A 16,885-nucleotide genomic window follows, 5' to 3' on the forward strand; every position below is an offset into this window, starting at 1 on the left:
AGACCCTCGTCATGTCCGACACACTGAACCGCACCTCCGCCCTCGCGTCCCGACACCGCGCGCTCGGCTCCGATCTCGAAGACTGGAATGGCATGGGCACCGCGTGGTCGTACCACACCGATCCGCGCGACGAGCACGACGCCGTGCGTGAGCGTGCCGGCATGTTCGACATGTCGCCTTTGAAGAAACAGGTCGTTCGCGGGCCGGACGCTCAAGCGGTGCTCGATCACCTGACCACCCGCGACATGGCCCGTCTCACGCCGGGCCGCGCCGCGTACGTCAGCGTGCTGACCGAGACAGGCACGCTCGCCGACGACGCCATCGTCTCAAACTGCGGAGACGACACCTGGTGGGTCGTGCACGGGTCTGGCGACACCGCTGCGTTGTTGCAGGCGTCAGCGCAGGGCAGAAACGTGTCGGTTCAGCTCGACGACGACCTGCACAACGTGTCGGTGCAGGGGCCGGCGTCACTCGAGACACTGAACCCGCACTGCGACATCGACCTCGCCGCCCTCGCCTACTTCGACCACGCACCCGCCGCCCTCTTCGGCCACCCGTGCCGCCTCTCGCGCACCGGCTACTCCGGCGAGCGCGGCTACGAAGTCTTTGCCAGCGCGTCACACATCGGGCCGATCTGGGATGCGCTGGTCGACGCGGGCGTGATGCCGTGTTCATTCACGGCGCTCGACGCACTCCGGATCGAAGCCGGCCTGCTGTTCTACGGCTACGATATGACCGACGAGCACACGCCGTGGGAGGCTGGCCTCGGGTTCACGGTCAACACCGGCAAGTCCGACTTCCGCGGCAAGGCCGCGGTGGTCGCAGCCCAAGGCCGGGAACGCGTGCGCAACGTCACACTGCGGGTGGACCACTCCGCGGCGTTGACCGGCGGCGAAACCCTGGTTGCAGCGGACGTCGATGTCGGGGTCGTGAACAGCCCCTGCTTCTCACACCGACTGAACGCCTCGCTCGCACTCGCCCATGTGCGGCCGGACATTGCCGACGGCGCGGTGTTACAGGTGTCTGGCGACGGGTTGCAGACCACAGCCACAGTGGTTGCAAGCCCGGTACACGACCCCGAAAAACAGCGAACGCACGCGCGCTGAACCAGTCGATCCATGGCGCCCGGTGCAGCGCCGACGGCTGAGACACCCGCGCGCCGTCACACAGCGTGCGGCGTGCTCACAGGGTGTCGCGTGGCACAGCGCCGCCGAAGAAGGCGTCGACGTTGTCGAGCGCCCGAAACCCCATCGCGTCGCGCGTCTGCACCGTGGCACTGCCGATGTGCGGCAGCATGAAGACGTTGTCGAAGCGGGCAAAGGCGGGATTGCCGCCCGGTTCGGTCGCGAAGCAATCGAGGCCCGCGCCCGCGAGGTGACCACTGTCGAGCGCGTCGATCAGCGCGGCTTCGTCGACCAGCGCACCGCGCGCGGTGTTGACCACCACGGCCCCTCGCGGCAGGCACGCCAGGCGCGCCGCGTTCAGGATACCGGCCGTATCCGGGGTTGCCGGACAGTGCAGTGAGAGGAAATCCGAGACCGCCAGCAGGCTGTCGAGCGTCTCGTGAAAGCGCGCGCCGTGCTCGCGCTCAGCCGGCACACGCGAGCGGTTGTGGTAGTGGACGTCCATGCCGAAGCCACGCGCCTTCTCGGCAAAGGCCTGCCCGACGCGCCCCATGCCGACAATACCGAGCCGCGCGCCAGTGACCTGCTTGCCGACCATGAAACTCGGCGACCAGGTGTCCCAGGCACCGGAGCGCACCAGGCGGTCGCCTTCGACGGCGCGCCGCGCAGCGCCGAGCATCAGCAGCATGGCGATCTCGGCGGTCGCGTCACTCAGCACATCGGGGGTGTTGGTGACGGTGATGCCGCGCGCAGCCAGTGCCCCGAGGTCGCAGTGGTCGACACCAACGGAGTGGTTGGCGACAAGCTTCAGTCGGTCATCGAGGCGCGCGACCACCTCGGCCGAAAAGTGTTCGGAGTGACACGGCACCACGGCGTCGACCTCGGCACTCATGCGCACGATGTCGTCGGCACTGCTCAGGCCGTCTTCCCAGTTGATCACGCAGTCGTAGTCACGCTGCGCGCGTTCAAGCGTCGCGTCGGACAGGCGCCGCGGAAACCAGAGCCGTGGGCGGCTCATTGGGGCTTCTTGCGCACGGTTTCGTCCCAGAAGTCGTAGAGCGCAAGGGCGATGACAAAGACGGCAATGATCATGAACGGCAAGCCGCCCCGGAAGCCGGCGAAACCGGTTGAGATCGAATGGGACAGGCCAATGACGAAGGTCATCATCAGGGCCGTGCCGATCAGAGCCACGAGGATGTGAACGGAACGAGACATGATACGGTCCTCAGGTGTGGGCGCCTTGAAGGGTGCGCTGAACCCACGCGGCGGTGCGCAGCAGACGGTCGTCTTCCTCCGCGCCGCCAATCAGTTGAACGCCGACCGGCAAGCCGTTCTCGCCGACAAGCAACGGCAGGGTCAGCGCAGGCAGTCCGGTGAGACTCCAGATGCGGCAGAACACCGGGTCGCCGGTGCCGCCGGACGACAGCAACGGCGCCTCGCCGGTTGCGGACGGCGCCAGCACCGCGTCGAAGTCGGTGAAATGCTTGGCGAAAAAGGCCTCGGCCGACGCCCGCACGGCTTGTGCGTCTTCGTACTCGGTCTGCGAGATCGCCCGCCCGCGCGCGATCACCGGCGTCAGGCTGTCGCTCAGCAGGTCGGCGTGCGTGTCGATGACCTCGCGCAGGTGCTGACAGAATTCGTACTCGTGGATCGTGAGGTGCACCTCGATCAGGCCACTGAGGCTGTCGGCAACGGGCAGCCGTGTCACCCGCGCGCCGAGCGCGTCGATCACGGCCTCGAGCCCCTCGCGTGCGTCCGGTGCAAGCTGGTCGTGAAAGGGAAACTCGAAATAGGCGATGTCGGGATCGACCGGCACCTCGGCGCGGGCCCCGGCCAGGAGATCCGGCCGTGCCCGCGGCAGGCTGCTCGCGTCGCGGGGATCGAAGCTGCCAATTGCTTGAGTCAACAGCGCGAGGTCGTCGAGCGAGCGCGCGAAGGTGCCAAGGTGGTCGAGGGTCTCGGAGGTCTTGAGCACGCCCGTGCGCGAGAGCATGCCGCGCGTCGGCTTGAAGCCGTAGAGCCCGCAGTACGACGCGGGTCGGATGACCGAGCCACCGGTTTGTGAACCGACGGCTAGCGGCACCTGACACGCCGCCACCGCCGCTGCCGAGCCGCTCGACGAGCCACCGGGCGAGCGAGTCGGGTCGTGCGGGTTGAGGGTATCGCACGGGTGAACGAAGGCGAGTTCAGTGGTTTTGGTCTTGCCAAGCACGACCGCGCCGGCTTCGCGCAGGCGGTTGACGATCTCGGCGTCGTCGTCCGGCGTGCGCCCCGCAAACACCGCCGAACCGCGTTCGGTCGGCAGGGTGCGGGTGTCGACGATGTCCTTCAGTGCCACCGGCACGCCCTGCAGGGCGCCCGTGGCCCGGCCGGACTTGCGCACGCGGTCGGCCTCCTGCGCCTGCGACAGCGCCTCCTCCGCGTCGAGGCAGGCCCAGGCGTTCAGCGGGTCGTCGCCGATCTGCGCCAGGCAGGCCGTGACCAGACGCTCTGACGACAGCCGGCCCTCGAGGATCGCGTCGCGCGCCTCGAGTGCGCCCAGCGTGTGCAGCTCGCCGCGCATCAGGGGATGTACACCCCGAAGAGGTAATCCGGCAGCCAGAGCGCGATACCCGGAAACTGGTACATCAACACCATGCACAGGATGACGATGCCGAGGTACGGCATCAGGCCCCTGAAGATTTCCATCAGTTCGATCTTCCCTTTCAACACCCCCTTGAGGTAGTAGGCGCTCATGGCCATCGGTGGCGTGAGGAAGGAGGTCTGCAGGTTCAAGGCAACCAACATGGCAAAGAAGTAGGGGTTCACGCCGAAGGTGTCGAGCATGGGCAGGAAGATCGGCACGAAGATGATCAGGATCTCCGACCATTCGAGCGGCCACCCGAGCAGGAAGATGATCAGTTGCGCCATCACGAGGAACTGCCAGGGCTGCAGGTTCATCGAGACGAACCAGTGCTCGATGATGTCGTGGCCACCGAGGAAGGAGAAGACACTGGCAAAGGTCCAGGAGCCGACGAACAGCCAGCAGACCATCGCCGTGGCCTTGGCGGTGAGAAACACGCTCTCCTTGATCTTGGTCCAGGTCAGCGAGCGGTAGAGCGCGGCCAGCACCAGGCCACCCAGCGCCCCCATCGCCGCGGCTTCGGCAGGTGTTGCGAGCCCGCCGAGGATCGAGCCGAGCACCAGCATGATCAGCACCGTCAACGGCACGAAGCTCACCAGCAGATCGAGGTAGATCTTGGCCGCCGGCGGCACGTCCTCGTCGCGCGGCCGTGGTGCAATGGCCGGGTTGAGCCAGACCCGGATCATCACGAACACGATGTACATGCCGGCGAGCAGCAGGCCCGGAAACACCGCCGCGGCGTACAGCCGCAACGGCGACAGTTCGGCGATCGCCGCGTAGACGATCAGCATGATCGACGGGGGGATCAGAATGCCAAGCGTGCCACCCGCGCAGATGACACCGGAGGCAAAAGATTTCTGGTAGCCGGCGTTGGCCATCGCGGGGTAGGCGAGCAGGCCCATCAGCGTCACCACCGCGCCGACAATACCCGACGCGGTTGAAAACACCGCGCAGGTCAGCAGCGCCGCGATGGCGAGCGAACCCGGCAGGTTGCGCGCGGCCATGTACAGCGAGTAGAACAGGCGGTCGACGATGTTTGCACGTTCGACCACGTACCCCATGAACAGAAACAGGGGTATCGCCACAAGCGTGTCGTTTTCCATCACCGAATAGGTGTTCTGATTCAGCAGATAGAAAATGTTGTTGTCGAAGAGGTCGGCAATGCTCTCGGCATCACCGGAGTAGTAGGCGTAATAGCCAAAACCAACACCCATCGCCAGCAGGGTGAAGGCGATGGGAAAGCCGAGCAGCACGAGCACGATGAACAGGCTCAGCATCAATATGGCAACTTGGGGATCAGTCATCTCTGCGCTTCCAGCCGTCAGTCTTTCGCGCCGCTGAGCTCGGGCTCGGCGTCGTCGTCGTCAAGGTCCATCAACCGGTCTTCGGTCTCGCGGACGTCAGCAAGCCGCTCCAGCCACACGCCGGACCGCATCGCCATCCAGCACCGCAGCATCTCGGCAAAGCCCTGGAACATCAGCAGAAGGCCGGCGACCGGGATCAGTGTCTTGAAGAAGTAGATCTGGATGCGCGCCGGGCTGTTCCAGCTCACTTCCTTGTAACGCCAGCTGTCGGAAGCGATCTCCCAGCCGTACCAGAACAGCGCCATCATGCCGGGGAAGAAAAAGAGGATGTAGAGCACGAAGTCGATGCGCGCCTGCCACTTCACCGAGAACAGCCGATAGAGCACATCACCGCGCACGTGTGCATCCTGGGCGAGTGCGTACGGGCCTGCCATCAAAAAGAGCGCGCCGTACATCTGCACCATCATGTCGAACGCCCACACGGTGGGGGCGTTGAGCACATAGCGCACGAAAACCTCGTAACTGACGCTCAAGGTCAGAATCAAGATGCACCACCCGAAGGCCCGCCCAACCCACTGGCTGAGCCCCTCGATGGCGTGAATGAATTTAACCACCTGCCCGCCCTTTCATCCGGTTTCAAAACGGGGGGACCGCCACGCGGGCGGTCCCCAATCGATCACAACGTCGCCGTATCAGCCGAAGTAGTGGCTGTAGGCCAGCTTGTAATCCGGCTGGTTGAGGTTGAGGTAGTTCATGACGTTCTTCGCGTAGGCCTTCTGGCTCTCGACCACCTTGGCAAAGAATTCGTCTTCCCCGGAAATGCGGTCAACCACGATGTCCCAGGCCTTGAGCTGTTCAGCCATGACACTGTCCGGCGTGCGGTAGACGTTGACGCCCTGCTCGTCGCGCAGGGTGGTCAGGTCGTCGGCGTAGCGCTTGGTGTTGTGCCAGTAGAAGTTCGAGTTTTCGGCTTCACTCGCGTACTTCAGGATGGCCTTGAGCTCGTCGGGCAGTTTGTCGTACTTCTTCCTGTTGAAGGTGACCTCGAAGAACTCCTGGCTCTGGTGGAAGGACGCGAGGTGGTAGTGCTTGGACACGTCCTGCATGCCGAAGTCGCGGTCGGAGGTCGGGTTGTTGAACTCGGCCGCGTCGATCAGGCCGGACTTCATCGCCGGCTGGATTTCGCCACCGGGCAGCTGCACGACCGACATGCCCATCTCGAGCAGGACGTCCGCCGCGAGGCCGACGGTGCGGTATTTCAGGCCGCTCATCTGTGAGGCGTCGGTGATTTCCTCCTTGAACCACCCCATCGGCTGGGCCGGCATGGGCGAGTTGAAGAACGACACCACGTTCAACCCGAGCGAGCCCATGAGCTCGTCGAACAGCTCCTGGCCGCCGCCGTAGTGGACCCAGCCGAGGACTTCCTGGCTGGACCAGCCGAAGCAGGGTCCGGTGCCGAACAGCGATGCGGCCTTGGACTTCGAGTACCAGTAGGCCGGCACGTAGTGCGCGGCATCGAGCACCCCGCGGTGCACCGCGTCCTGCATCTGGCTGGTCTTGACGACCGAGTTCACCGGCAGCAGGTCGATGACCAAAGCGCCACCTGACATTTCGTTGACGCGGTTGACGTAGGACTGCGCGTTCTCGAGGAAGATGCCGCCGCCCCACGCGGCCTGCATTTTCAGGGTGACGCTCTTGCCTTCGGCGATGGCGGGCGCGCTGATGGTCGCCGCGGTGGCGGCGGCTGCCGTCGCGGCGGTGCCCTTCAGGAATTTTCTACGGTTGACTGAATCGGCCATAAAGCCTCCAATTGGGTTGGCGAGTAAACGTTGCCACGGCCGCGCGAAGCAGGACCGGTGTGGCCGGCCTCTTCCAACGGAACACCGTGCGACCGCAGGCCCGCAAGGGCTCTCGCGCACCACGCGCGTCTCCGCGCGCACCAGGTCGGGGCAACCTGCACTTTATGACGGAAAACGCACGATAAGTACACTGTTATTTCAGGCGAAGTGTGGTGTGCGCGGTATCACACCGCGCCCGCATCGCGGCCGATGTCAGGGTCTCGGCCCGACACGTGCCACCCGGATGCGCCCCGTGCGGACGACTTGAGAAGGCCACCTCCGACCGCGTGGCCAGTCGGCTGGGCGGTCGCCTGAGAGTAAGCCAATCGGGCGGCACACCTGCGGTTCGCCGGTGTGCGCTCAGTTGCGGTGCTTGTCGAGAAAGGGCTGCAGCCGCTCGAGCAGGCGATCCTGCTTGGCCATGCCCTCCTGCATGCCGATCTGCGCTGCCTCCTGCATCAGGCCCGACGACGCGTCGAGGAATTTCTGCCCGGTGGGCGATTCGTAAAAGGTGATCACGTCGCGCAGTTCCTGCTCGGAAAACACGTCCGCGTAGAGGCCCACCATTCTGTCGGCAATCGCGTCACGGTCGAAGTCCTCGCGGAACCATGCACGGTAGATGTTCTTCAGCTCTTCCTTTTCCGCCGAGTTGAGCTGAAGTTGTGCGGCCATGTTCTCGACCACCGGCAGCATGGCCTCGAAGCCGCCGTTCATCTGCTTGTCGAGCCCCATGACCGCGAACATGCGCTCGATCAGGGCGGTCTTGTCGCCGTCCGCCGCGTGCAGAGGCGCCACCGCCAAGGCTGCCACCAGGGCGATCTGCGTGATGATCCGTTTCACAAGCGTGCCTCCTGACGCGAAACCTGCCGTACGCAGCACCCTACTCCGCCCGCCACAGCACCGCAACGCGGCTACGGCACGGCATCGACGGCCTGACGGATGAAAGGCGAAAGCGTCGGCGCCGACGGCAGCAGTCGCGTGGTCTCGTCGAAGTCCGCGTCCGGGTTGTAGGGCACCGTCGCGCGAGACGGCAGGTGTTCGAGCGCCTCGACCCAGTGCGATCGGTGGAGTTCGAGCGTTGCGAGGCCCTCCTCGGCCCCCTCGATGAACGCGACCCCACCCACACCGTGCAGGACGACCGGCGAGAGCACCTCGAAGCCGAGATAGCGAAACGGGAACAGCAGCGGCCACAACAACAGCGCCGTGTCCCCCTCACGCCCGTTGTGGGCGCAAGCGTGCGCGCTCGCACCGGTCGTCACGCAGAACAGCACCCGTTTGCCCGCGCAGGTGCCGCGGTCGTACCGCTGGGCGCTCCGGTAAAGCTTGCCGTAAACGAACACGCGGTCCATCCAGCCCTTGAACATCGCCGGCGCCCCGAACCACCAGAGCGGAAAGTGCACCACGACCAGCTCACTGGCCTCGATGTGCTCGATCTCTGCGCCGACGTCCACCGGCAGCGCACCCTGGTCCGCGCTGTGGCGTTGCTCACTCTGGGTGTGAAAGAAATCGAGATCAGACCGTCCGTGAAAGTGCCGTGCCCCTTCGACCGGGTCGAAGCCCATCGAATACAAGTCCGACATGGAAGTCTGCCACCCGGCTTGTTCCAGCGTAGCCGCACTGAGCGCCGCTAATTGCGCATTGAACGACCGGGGTTCGGGGTGGGCAAGGACGATGTGTGCGCGCATGGGACCTGCGGGGTGTGGAGCGGGCGCTCAGGGTAGCCCGGCGCCCGGGTGGACGCCAACGCCACTCAGCCGCGCGGGGCGAGTGGCGGCACGCCGAGCAAAGCGGCTTCCCGGTTGAGCGCCAGCACGGTGGCATCGGGCAGTGCGATGCCCTCGACCCGGTGGCGGGCCTCGGCGCCGGCTTCCAATTCACCCGGGTAGTGCACGGCCTCGACCCCGGGCGCGGTGGGCGTCGCTTTGAGGCGATCGATGTACCGCTCCATGTCCGCGTTGAAGTCGGCCAGCGGCCGGCACGCCGCGATGTCGAGCGCGATCATCAGGTGGCCGACGCCGCTGTCGCCGTCCGGCTCGTAAGGACCGACCACGTCTTCGCCAAAGCGGCTGCCACTCAAGACCCCTGAGAGTACGTCCATCAGGGTCGCAATCGCGTAGCCCTTGTGCCCCGCCATGGGCAGGATGGTGCCCGCGATGCCCGCGGCCGGGTCGGTGGTGGGCTGGCCCTCGGCGTCCATCGCCCAGCCGAGGGGAATCGGCTCGCCGCGCTGCTGCGCGACGTAGAGCTTGCCGCGCGCGACCGCGGTGTTGGCGATGTCGAGCAGCATCGGCGGATAGCGCCCAGCCGGCGCCGCGACCGACCAGGGGTTGGTGCCCACGCGTTTTTCCAAGCCGCCCCAGGGGGCCATGGCGGGGCTCGCGTTGGTCGAGACCAGCGCGACGCAACCCTGTTGCGCCGCCTGCCGGGTGAAATACATCGCGGTACCAAAGTGCCCTGACTGCCGCACAGCGACTGCGCCGACGCCGAACTGCTTCGCCCGGTCGACGGCCTCTTGCATCGCCGTCTGCGCCACCACCTGGCCGATGCCGTTGTGCCCGTCGACCACCGCCAGCGCGCGCGCGTCGACAACGACCTCGGGTGCGCTGTCCAAGCGCGTCGCCCCGGACACGATCCGCTTGGCGTACCAGAAGGTGCGCAACACACCGTGCGAGGGGTGGCCCCACGCGTCCGCTTGCGCCAGTGAATCGGCAAGCGTCAGCGCCGCTTCAGTCGCCACGCCGAGCGCGCCGTAGACCGCGCTTGCAAAACGGACGAGTTCGTCTTGTGTGTACACGCTCACGCGCCTGGCTCCGGGGCCGCCGGCAACCACACCATCACCACTCGATCGATGCCGACTCCGAAGCCGTCCGGGGTGTGGTTCTCGACTGCGAAGCCCAACCGCGCGTAGAAGCCCATCGTGTGCTGCGAGGTCTCGATCCGCACGGGGGTGTCGGGGTGCTCGACCGCGATCCGCTCCAGGCGGAAGCGCGTGATGCATTGGCCGAGGCCGCGCCGGTGGTGGTCACGCGCCACCATGCCCCAGTTGAGCGACACCCGATCCCCCTCCTTGCCGTAGCCACCGCAGGCCAGCACCGTGTCGCCCGACACCAGCACAAAGTACGGCAATGTGCTCGAGTGCACGTCGAGGTATTCGATGAACGTCGCCCGCTCGTCGTCCGCGAAGTAGCGTCCGAGGTTGCCGTCGAACACGGCCAGACAGCCGGCACGCCAATCGGCGGCGTAGGGTTCGATGTCGTCCACACCGGGTGTTGCTCCAGCCACGGGTCACTCCCCGTCGATCAACTCGGCCCGACGGTAGCACGGGGGCCGCGCTGAGCGTCAGCAGCGCTGCACCCCGAGTCGCCGCAAGCGCGCAGTGACCGACGGCGCCTCGTGTTCGAGCGCCCAGGCGATGCGCTCGCGCGCCGTGTCCGTATAGGCTGGGTGTGCTTGCCCCAACCGGTGCAACGCGCCGTAGGCCCACGCGCGCACGAAGGTCCGATCGTGTTCGAGCTGCGCGAGGACATAGGCTGTGACCGTCGCAGCGTGGGCGTCTGGCACGTCGATGTAGGGCAGACACTGGAGCAGGTGCAAGCGCGCCGGCCAGTCGACGAGCGACGGCAGGCAGTCGATCAACTGCGTGCATTGGCCCGCGGTGAGCGCGACGCCTTCGTCACAGCAGCGCTTGAGCAACCAGGTGGCGCTGTTCTGCTGATCGGGCTCGGCGAGCAAGGCGATCAGGCTGTCGGCGATGCTGCCAGTCGCAGACCACCGGCTGTAGAACGCCTCGAGCGCCGCTGTGGAACTGCCATCCCAGGCCGGAAGTTCAGGTGCACATGCCATCTTGTACTTCACGCTTCCCGTGCGAGCACCGCCACGCGCTGAGGACCGGCCTGCAGTGTACACTCGGGTTGTTGCCCCTTCTCAGAGCGAACGGAATCCATGGCGACAACCCCTTGTGTGGTGTTTTTTGCCGACCTCGCCGACAGCGTGCATTTATACGACACGGTCGGCGATGCCACCGCGCGCGAACACGTACAAGCGGTGCAACGGCTACTCGGCGAGCGCATCGCCGCTTTCGATGGCAACGTGCACCAGATCGTCGGCGATGAGCTCATGGTGTGTTTCGCAGACGCTGATCGCGCGCTCGCGTGCTCGGTGGCGTTGCACCACGACGCGCAACAATACAGCCATGCACATGGCGCAAGGCTGCAACTGCGAATCGGCATGCACTACGGCGAGGTCATCACCGACACCACGGAAAACCGACTCTTTGGCGACACCGTCAACCTTGCCTCCCGCGTCAACGGCATCGCCCAGGCTGAGCAGACCATCCTCACCGAAGCGCTGCTGCAACGTGCGTCGCCAACCTGGCTGACCAGCGTGCGGCAGTTCGATGAGACGCGCGTGAAAGGCAAGACGGAGTTGCTCAAGGTGTTCGACCTGCCCTGGCAAACCGAGGAACTGACGACCATCGTCACCGCCCGGACGGACGTCCCGCAGCCCGTAGACGGCCACCGCTTGATGCTGCACTACCGGGGGCGTGACCACGATCTCAGTGGCCTGATCGGCGCCTTTTCTATCGGGCGGGCACTGACCAACGACCTCGTGGTCACGGCCGAGTCAGTGTCACGCCGCCATGTGACGATCGAACGCGTGCGAGACCATTTCGTGCTCAGTGACAAGAGCACCAACGGCACCCACTTGCTCACCCACGAGGGCAATACGATGTACCTTCGGCGCGAGCAATGGCCGATGTCGGGCCACGGCAGTCTTGCGCTCGGCGCGCCGCCAGACCAAAACGCCGACCACACCCTTCGCTTTCACTGCGGCGTCATGGAACCGAGCTGAACACGGTGCCGCGCGCTCGGGTGTGCCCATTCAGCGACCACAGACACTGAGCTCGCGCGCGTCGCCGAGGTATTGGAGACGCCGAGTGGCATCGAAGCCTGGCAGTCCGATGACGCAGGCCCGGTGGGGGTCCATCACGTCCCAGAGCTGCACTGTGCCGTCGTCACCGGCGGTTGCCACGCGCGTGCCGTCGGCGTGCACCTGCAGCCGCCAGATCGCCCGACGGTGCGCCTTGATCGGCGACGCCAGGCGGCGCGCGGTTTCGAGGTCCCACCAGTGCAAGTGGCCCTTGCGGTCCGTTGCGACCAGCGTCACGCCGTCAGCGAGAAACCCGACATTGGTCGCGCCACCAGCATGACCGGTCAGGCGCGCGATGCGCTCACCGGTTTCGGTTGCGTAGAGCGACACGATCTCGTCACCAGACGCCGCCGCCAATACCGCGTTGTCCGCGCTGAGCGCAACGCTCCAGACCGTATCGCGTCCGCCCGAGAGCGCCAGCAGCGTCTCCCGCGTACCGAGGTCGATCAGCGTGAGGTTGCCCACCGCGTCGCTGACCGCGAGACGGCGTCGATCGTGCGAAATCGCCAAGCGGGTCAGTTGGGCCGCCGTCCGAAACACCGGCGTGCGCCACTGCCGCTCGCTGACGGCGTACTCGTGGACACCGCTGTCCGACCCGATCAGCAAGCTTGTGCCTGCAGCGTCAAACGCCAGCGACCAGATGGATTCACCTTCGACCGTGGTTTCGTCGAGCAGCTGACCGGTGATCGCGTCCCACAAGCGAATCCGACCGTGGCGGTCTCCTGAGGCCAACACCGCCTCACCGGGGTCAAAGGCCAGTGCCCAGACCCCCGCCATGTGACCGCGCAGTTGCAGCGGGCGGTCTGCGGCCTCGGTGCGCCGAAGCTGCACCAGACCGGACTTGTCCGCAGCCGCCAGGAATCGCCCACTGGGACTCACGCTGACACCCCGGGCGGCGGACGTGGCAACCGCCCAGCTGCGAGACAACGGAAACCGTTCGTCCAGTGTCCAGAACCGCACGAGTTGATCGCGGCCCAAGGTGACTAGCAGCCCGCCGTCGGCGCTGAGTGAACTGGCCACCATGGTCTGCGAATGGCCTGGCGGCGACTGGCGCTGCAGCTCGCCTGTCCCGATCGACCACTGATTCAGGCGCCCCGCCCCATCCCCGCCGATCAGGCGCTCTCCGTCGGGGTGAAAAAACAACACGCCGAGACGGCCGCTGAAATCAAAGCGTGCGTCGTCGAGCTCTCCACCGGGAAACGCGTGCACGTGGGCAAAACCGTCCGTGTCGACAACAGCGAAGGCCGTACCGTCGACGTTGAAGGAGATGTCGACCAAATGGTTGGCGTCAGAGGCGTCTATCGGCCCAAGCACACGCTCGCCAGATTCGATCGCGTACGCCGTGATCCGCTTGTCAGCGTTGCCGGTGACGACGTAGCGCCCGTCCGAACTGATCCCGACGGCATTGAAGCCGTAGTCGGACCGCACAATGGGTGGCGGATGTTCCGTGCGCCCATCAAGGAAAAACCGTTGCACAGTCCCGTCGTCGTTGGCCGTGATCACCGAATGCCCGTCGGGCATAAAATCCACGTCGACGATCACATCGCGGCTTCGGGCGACCAACACCGAGCGCCAGACTCCCGCGCTGTTCGCGCGCCACAGCCGCACGCCGCCATCGGTGCTCACCGACACCAGAGCGCGGCCGTCTGGACTGAAGGCGATGTCCCGCACACCGCCGCTGTGGTCCCGCTGCCTGGCCTGAATCGGTTTTCGGTTGGCGGTGTTGATCAAGTCGACGCTGCCGTCGACCAACCCCAACGCAAGCATGGAACCCTGGGGGTTGAGCGCAACACTCAATGCGTCACTTGCAACCAGGGGCCCACCGAACAGGAAAGGCCCGCCCTGTGCCAGGGCGTGCCGCGCACTCACCATCGCGGCCCGCGTATCGTAGGGCGTGGCGCCCGCATGTGCGCGTGCAGTGGACTCCGCTGCAAGCACAAGTGAGAGTCTGGGGTCTTCTTCGACATGTCCGTACGCTGCTGCACCGAGCGCGCTGGCAAACCGCGTTTCCGCCGCCAGCGTTGCCGCATCGGCCCGCTGGGCCTGGCGCTGCGAGTTGCGGAAGGCCGTGTAGGCGATCAGCGTTGACACACTGGCGCCCAGGGCCAACACGGTCAGCGCGGCGACCGCCAGCCGTCGCACGCGGCGTCCACGCGCCACCTGCGCCGCCTCTGCCGTCGCTCGCGCCTCACTCTCGGCCTGTGAGGTGTCGAGGAAATCCTGTTCCAGCGGGTTCAACAGACCTGGGTTCTGGGTTTGCCACTCAATCGCAGCCTGCAATGGCGTTCCGCGGTACAGCAGATCGGCGTCGCGCCGCTCCCCTTCCCAATCCTGCGCAGCGCGCGAAATCTTGTGTCGCACCCGCAAGTCGTCACGTGACTCCTCGATCCAGCGGTGCAACCGCGGCCAACTGTGCAACAAGGCCTCGTGTGCGATCTGCACGGTATCGTCGTCAATGCTGAGCAGCCGGGCGTCGGTCAGCACCCGGATCACCGAGGCATCAATCGACTCGGCGACGTCAGCGCTACGGAGTTCAGCGCGCGACACGACACGGCGCGTGTCCGGCGAAGCGCTGGTGCCGGCCGCGACCAGCCGCAACATCAATCGTCGGGTTTGCTCGCGACCCGTGTCGTCCAGTTGGTGCTCGTACGAGGCGTCGGCCGTCTGGCTGATCGCCCCGACCACCCCGCCAGCAGCCTGAAATCCGGCCAGGGTGAGGGTGTTGCCCTCACGCCGAACCCACGTTTCGACCAAGGCGTGAGCCACCAACGGCAGGGCGCCTGCCTCGTCACCGGCCTGCTCCAGGATCGCGTCAATCAGACCGTTTTCGAGGAAATACCCCGACCGGCGGGCAGGTTCCGAGATGGCTTGCCTGAGCTCGCTCTCTCTCATCGGCGAGACCAACACCTGGTTGTTCGAGATGCGGTGGGCCAGCCAGGGCTCTCGCGCGCACTCGGCATAGAAGTCGGCTCGCACCACGATGACAAGCTTGTCTTCGCTGTCGAGGCGGTTGGCATAGGTGGCCAGGGCATCGAGAAAGGCTGTTCGTGCCGCAGGTTCGGCCAGGGTGAAGAGCTCCTCGAACTGGTCAATCACCACCAGACGTGCCGGCCCGCCTGCCTCCGACGCCGTCAACGCCGACTGCAGGCGCGCCAGCGGCTCTGCGCCAGGCGTGAGCAACCGGACCCGCCACGCTTCGCTGCCGGGCAGGCTGCCCGAGGCCAGGGCAGGCAACAACCCCGCCCGCACCAACGACGACTTGCCGCTGCCGGACGCCCCGCCGACGACCAACACCGCGTGCAATTGCAGTCGCCCGAGCAGTTCGTCCACGAGCGCTTCACGGCCACAAAAGCGTTCGGCATCCTCGGCCTGGTACGCCGCCAACCCCTTGTAGGGACACACCTCGGTGGCTGTGGCATCGCCGCCCGGCGCGATAACCACCGTGCGACCAGCGTTGCCAACCACGTCGTGAATCGCCCATCTCCACGTGTCCATGCTGTCGAATCGGTGCGCCGGCTCGCGGGCAAGGCCGACCGACAAAATGGTGCGCCACGGCGCGGGCAGTGTCGCCAGCGCCTCGTCAAGACGGTCGGGCAGCGGCGGCGGACTGCCGGTCGCGACATTCCACACCACTGCAGACGCTGCGTAGATGTCCGCTGCTGGCGAAATCACGGCAGTCGGGTCGAGCTGCTCGGGCGCGAGATAAAGTGGCGTGCCACCGAGCAGGGTTGGCTGTTCGTTGCCGGCGTTGACATCCTTGGCGATCCCGAGGTCACCAACCAGCGGTCGCTCGTCCGCTCGCACGATCGGCCCGCCCCGCGGCAACGGCTGACCGACACCCTCCTGCGTGGAGCGGCGCACGCTTTCAAAGAACACGTTGCCGGGCTTGATATCCCGGTGCACGAGGCCAACCGCGTGGATTGCGGACAACCCCTCGGCCAGGGCGTCAACCAGCAGTAGCAGGGCTTGCAATTCAGCGTACGCGCCGTCGACGGCTGCACCGTTCGGACGCGACGGGTTTTCAGCGGTCAAGGTGGCCAGAGGGATCGGGTGCGGCAATCGCTCGGCGAGTGAACCTCGGTCCGCGTAGTCGAGCACGAAGTACGGCCGTGCATCATTGAGCCGGCCGATGTCGTGCACGGTCACCACGTTGGGCGCTTTGACACGGCGGAGCAAGCGCGCCTCGTTGAGAAAGCGCCGCTCGGTGTCCGTATCGGTCACGTTGAGAATCTTCAGCGCCACCGACGACTGGAGTTCCTCATCCCACGCGAGTGCCACCGTGGCAAAACTGCCGCGGCCAATCTCTTCCCTGAGTTGGTATCGGCCCACGTAGGCGGGCAACGCCTGCACGGTCCCGTGCCTACCGGTGTGGTCCGTCAGTTGAGCTGTTGACTGACATCCATGCAGTCAAACAACGCCGCATCGAGCACGTTGTGGTCGCGGTCTGCGGCGGTCACGCACAATGTCGTCGCCCCCTCCCGCACGGTTGTCGACGCTGCACCGGTGGTCAGGTAGAGCGGGTAGTCGTCATGCCTGTGCCACTTGCCTTGTTCGACGCTGTGTTCACTCGACGCATTGCGCCCGACCTGTCGAACGTCGTATTGCTCGCCCCACCACATGTGAAAGTGATTGCGCGAATTGTCGGGAGTGAAATTGGATGCCAAGGTCACGCGCAGTTCATCGCCATCCCGATCAACCGCGGAGATGGTGACGATACACCCGTCGACCGGGCAACTGTTCGGCATGTCTGCCGCCTTGGCAGATGCCAGACCAGCGACACCTAAAAAACAGGCCAGAGCTGTCTTGTTTATGATGCTGCGCACCGGTGACCATTCGCACACGGTAGCATTCTGCGGCATTGCTTTTCCCATCGACGCGGACTCCCGAAACCACACTGGGGCTTACTTTTGTCAAAGTGGAGCGTGGCAGGTTGCCACAACGGTTCGGTATTGCAATGCCCTCTTTCGATCAGCGTGCGGGTGCAACGTGCAGCGCGCCGGAATTCCGGCACACACCGGTCGTACCCGGGTACCTCACGACCGAAATGCGTCTGCCCAACCTGACTCA

The 16,885-nt window shown here is 65.6% G+C and carries 15 protein-coding genes; 2 read left to right on the forward strand and 13 right to left on the reverse strand.

Annotation, left to right across the window (positions count from 1 at the left end):
• The first annotated feature begins 11 nt into the window (after positions 1–11).
• On the forward strand, positions 12–1,106 hold the full coding sequence (locus AAGA11_08280; protein MEM9602845.1) for an aminomethyltransferase family protein: 1,095 nt from the start codon (positions 12–14) through the stop codon (positions 1,104–1,106).
• A 76-nt stretch (positions 1,107–1,182) separates the two neighbouring features.
• On the opposite strand, the gene AAGA11_08285 is transcribed toward AAGA11_08280, so the two are convergent.
• The 11 genes from AAGA11_08285 to AAGA11_08335 form a co-directional block, all read right to left on the reverse strand.
• Positions 1,183–2,142: a D-glycerate dehydrogenase gene (locus AAGA11_08285; protein ID MEM9602846.1), complete on the reverse strand. Its 960-nt coding sequence runs from the start codon at positions 2,140–2,142 to the stop codon at positions 1,183–1,185.
• Complete coding sequence (locus AAGA11_08290; GenBank protein MEM9602847.1) at positions 2,139–2,339, reverse strand: hypothetical protein; 201 nt, start codon at positions 2,337–2,339, stop codon at positions 2,139–2,141. Before AAGA11_08290 ends, AAGA11_08285 begins: the two co-directional genes overlap by 4 nt.
• 10 nt (positions 2,340–2,349) lie before the next feature.
• On the reverse strand, positions 2,350–3,687 hold the full coding sequence (locus tag AAGA11_08295) for an amidase (protein MEM9602848.1): 1,338 nt from the start codon (positions 3,685–3,687) through the stop codon (positions 2,350–2,352).
• Positions 3,687–5,051 (reverse strand): TRAP transporter large permease subunit, encoded by a 1,365-nt coding sequence (locus tag AAGA11_08300; GenBank protein MEM9602849.1) that lies wholly within the window; start codon positions 5,049–5,051, stop codon positions 3,687–3,689. The genes AAGA11_08295 and AAGA11_08300 overlap by 1 nt, the downstream gene beginning before the upstream one ends.
• A gap of 17 nt (positions 5,052–5,068) precedes the next feature.
• The gene (locus AAGA11_08305; GenBank protein MEM9602850.1) at positions 5,069–5,665 is read right to left on the reverse strand and encodes a TRAP transporter small permease subunit; all 597 of its coding nucleotides are present in this window, start codon (positions 5,663–5,665) and stop codon (positions 5,069–5,071) included.
• A gap of 78 nt (positions 5,666–5,743) precedes the next feature.
• The gene (locus AAGA11_08310) at positions 5,744–6,850 is read right to left on the reverse strand and encodes a TRAP transporter substrate-binding protein (protein MEM9602851.1); all 1,107 of its coding nucleotides are present in this window, start codon (positions 6,848–6,850) and stop codon (positions 5,744–5,746) included.
• 399 nt (positions 6,851–7,249) lie between these two features.
• Positions 7,250–7,729: a DUF2059 domain-containing protein gene (locus AAGA11_08315; GenBank protein ID MEM9602852.1), complete on the reverse strand. Its 480-nt coding sequence runs from the start codon at positions 7,727–7,729 to the stop codon at positions 7,250–7,252.
• 71 nt (positions 7,730–7,800) lie between these two features.
• Positions 7,801–8,574: an NAD(P)H-dependent oxidoreductase gene (locus AAGA11_08320; protein MEM9602853.1), complete on the reverse strand. Its 774-nt coding sequence runs from the start codon at positions 8,572–8,574 to the stop codon at positions 7,801–7,803.
• Positions 8,575–8,639: 65 nt separating this feature from the next.
• Positions 8,640–9,689, reverse strand: a complete 1,050-nt coding sequence (locus tag AAGA11_08325) for an Ldh family oxidoreductase (GenBank protein ID MEM9602854.1) — start codon at positions 9,687–9,689, stop codon at positions 8,640–8,642.
• Positions 9,686–10,171, reverse strand: coding sequence for a GNAT family N-acetyltransferase (locus AAGA11_08330; GenBank protein ID MEM9602855.1), 486 nt, complete (start codon positions 10,169–10,171; stop codon positions 9,686–9,688). Before AAGA11_08330 ends, AAGA11_08325 begins: the two co-directional genes overlap by 4 nt.
• A 57-nt stretch (positions 10,172–10,228) precedes the next feature.
• Positions 10,229–10,732, reverse strand: a complete 504-nt coding sequence (locus tag AAGA11_08335) for a hypothetical protein (GenBank protein MEM9602856.1) — start codon at positions 10,730–10,732, stop codon at positions 10,229–10,231.
• Between the two features lie 99 nt (positions 10,733–10,831).
• On the opposite strand from AAGA11_08335, the gene AAGA11_08340 reads away from it, so the two are divergent.
• On the forward strand, positions 10,832–11,740 hold the full coding sequence (locus tag AAGA11_08340) for an adenylate/guanylate cyclase domain-containing protein (protein ID MEM9602857.1): 909 nt from the start codon (positions 10,832–10,834) through the stop codon (positions 11,738–11,740).
• Between the two features lie 30 nt (positions 11,741–11,770).
• On the opposite strand, the gene AAGA11_08345 is transcribed toward AAGA11_08340, so the two are convergent.
• Both AAGA11_08345 and AAGA11_08350 read right to left on the reverse strand, forming a co-directional pair.
• Positions 11,771–16,168, reverse strand: coding sequence for a protein kinase (locus AAGA11_08345; protein MEM9602858.1), 4,398 nt, complete (start codon positions 16,166–16,168; stop codon positions 11,771–11,773).
• Between the two features lie 26 nt (positions 16,169–16,194).
• A complete protein-coding gene (locus tag AAGA11_08350) occupies positions 16,195–16,689 on the reverse strand; it encodes a hypothetical protein (GenBank protein MEM9602859.1) in 495 nt (164 codons plus the stop codon).
• Positions 16,690–16,885: the final 196 nt, after the last annotated feature.

The organism is Pseudomonadota bacterium, from assembly GCA_039196715.1.
Classification (GTDB): Bacteria; Pseudomonadota; Gammaproteobacteria; order CALCKW01; family CALCKW01; genus CALCKW01.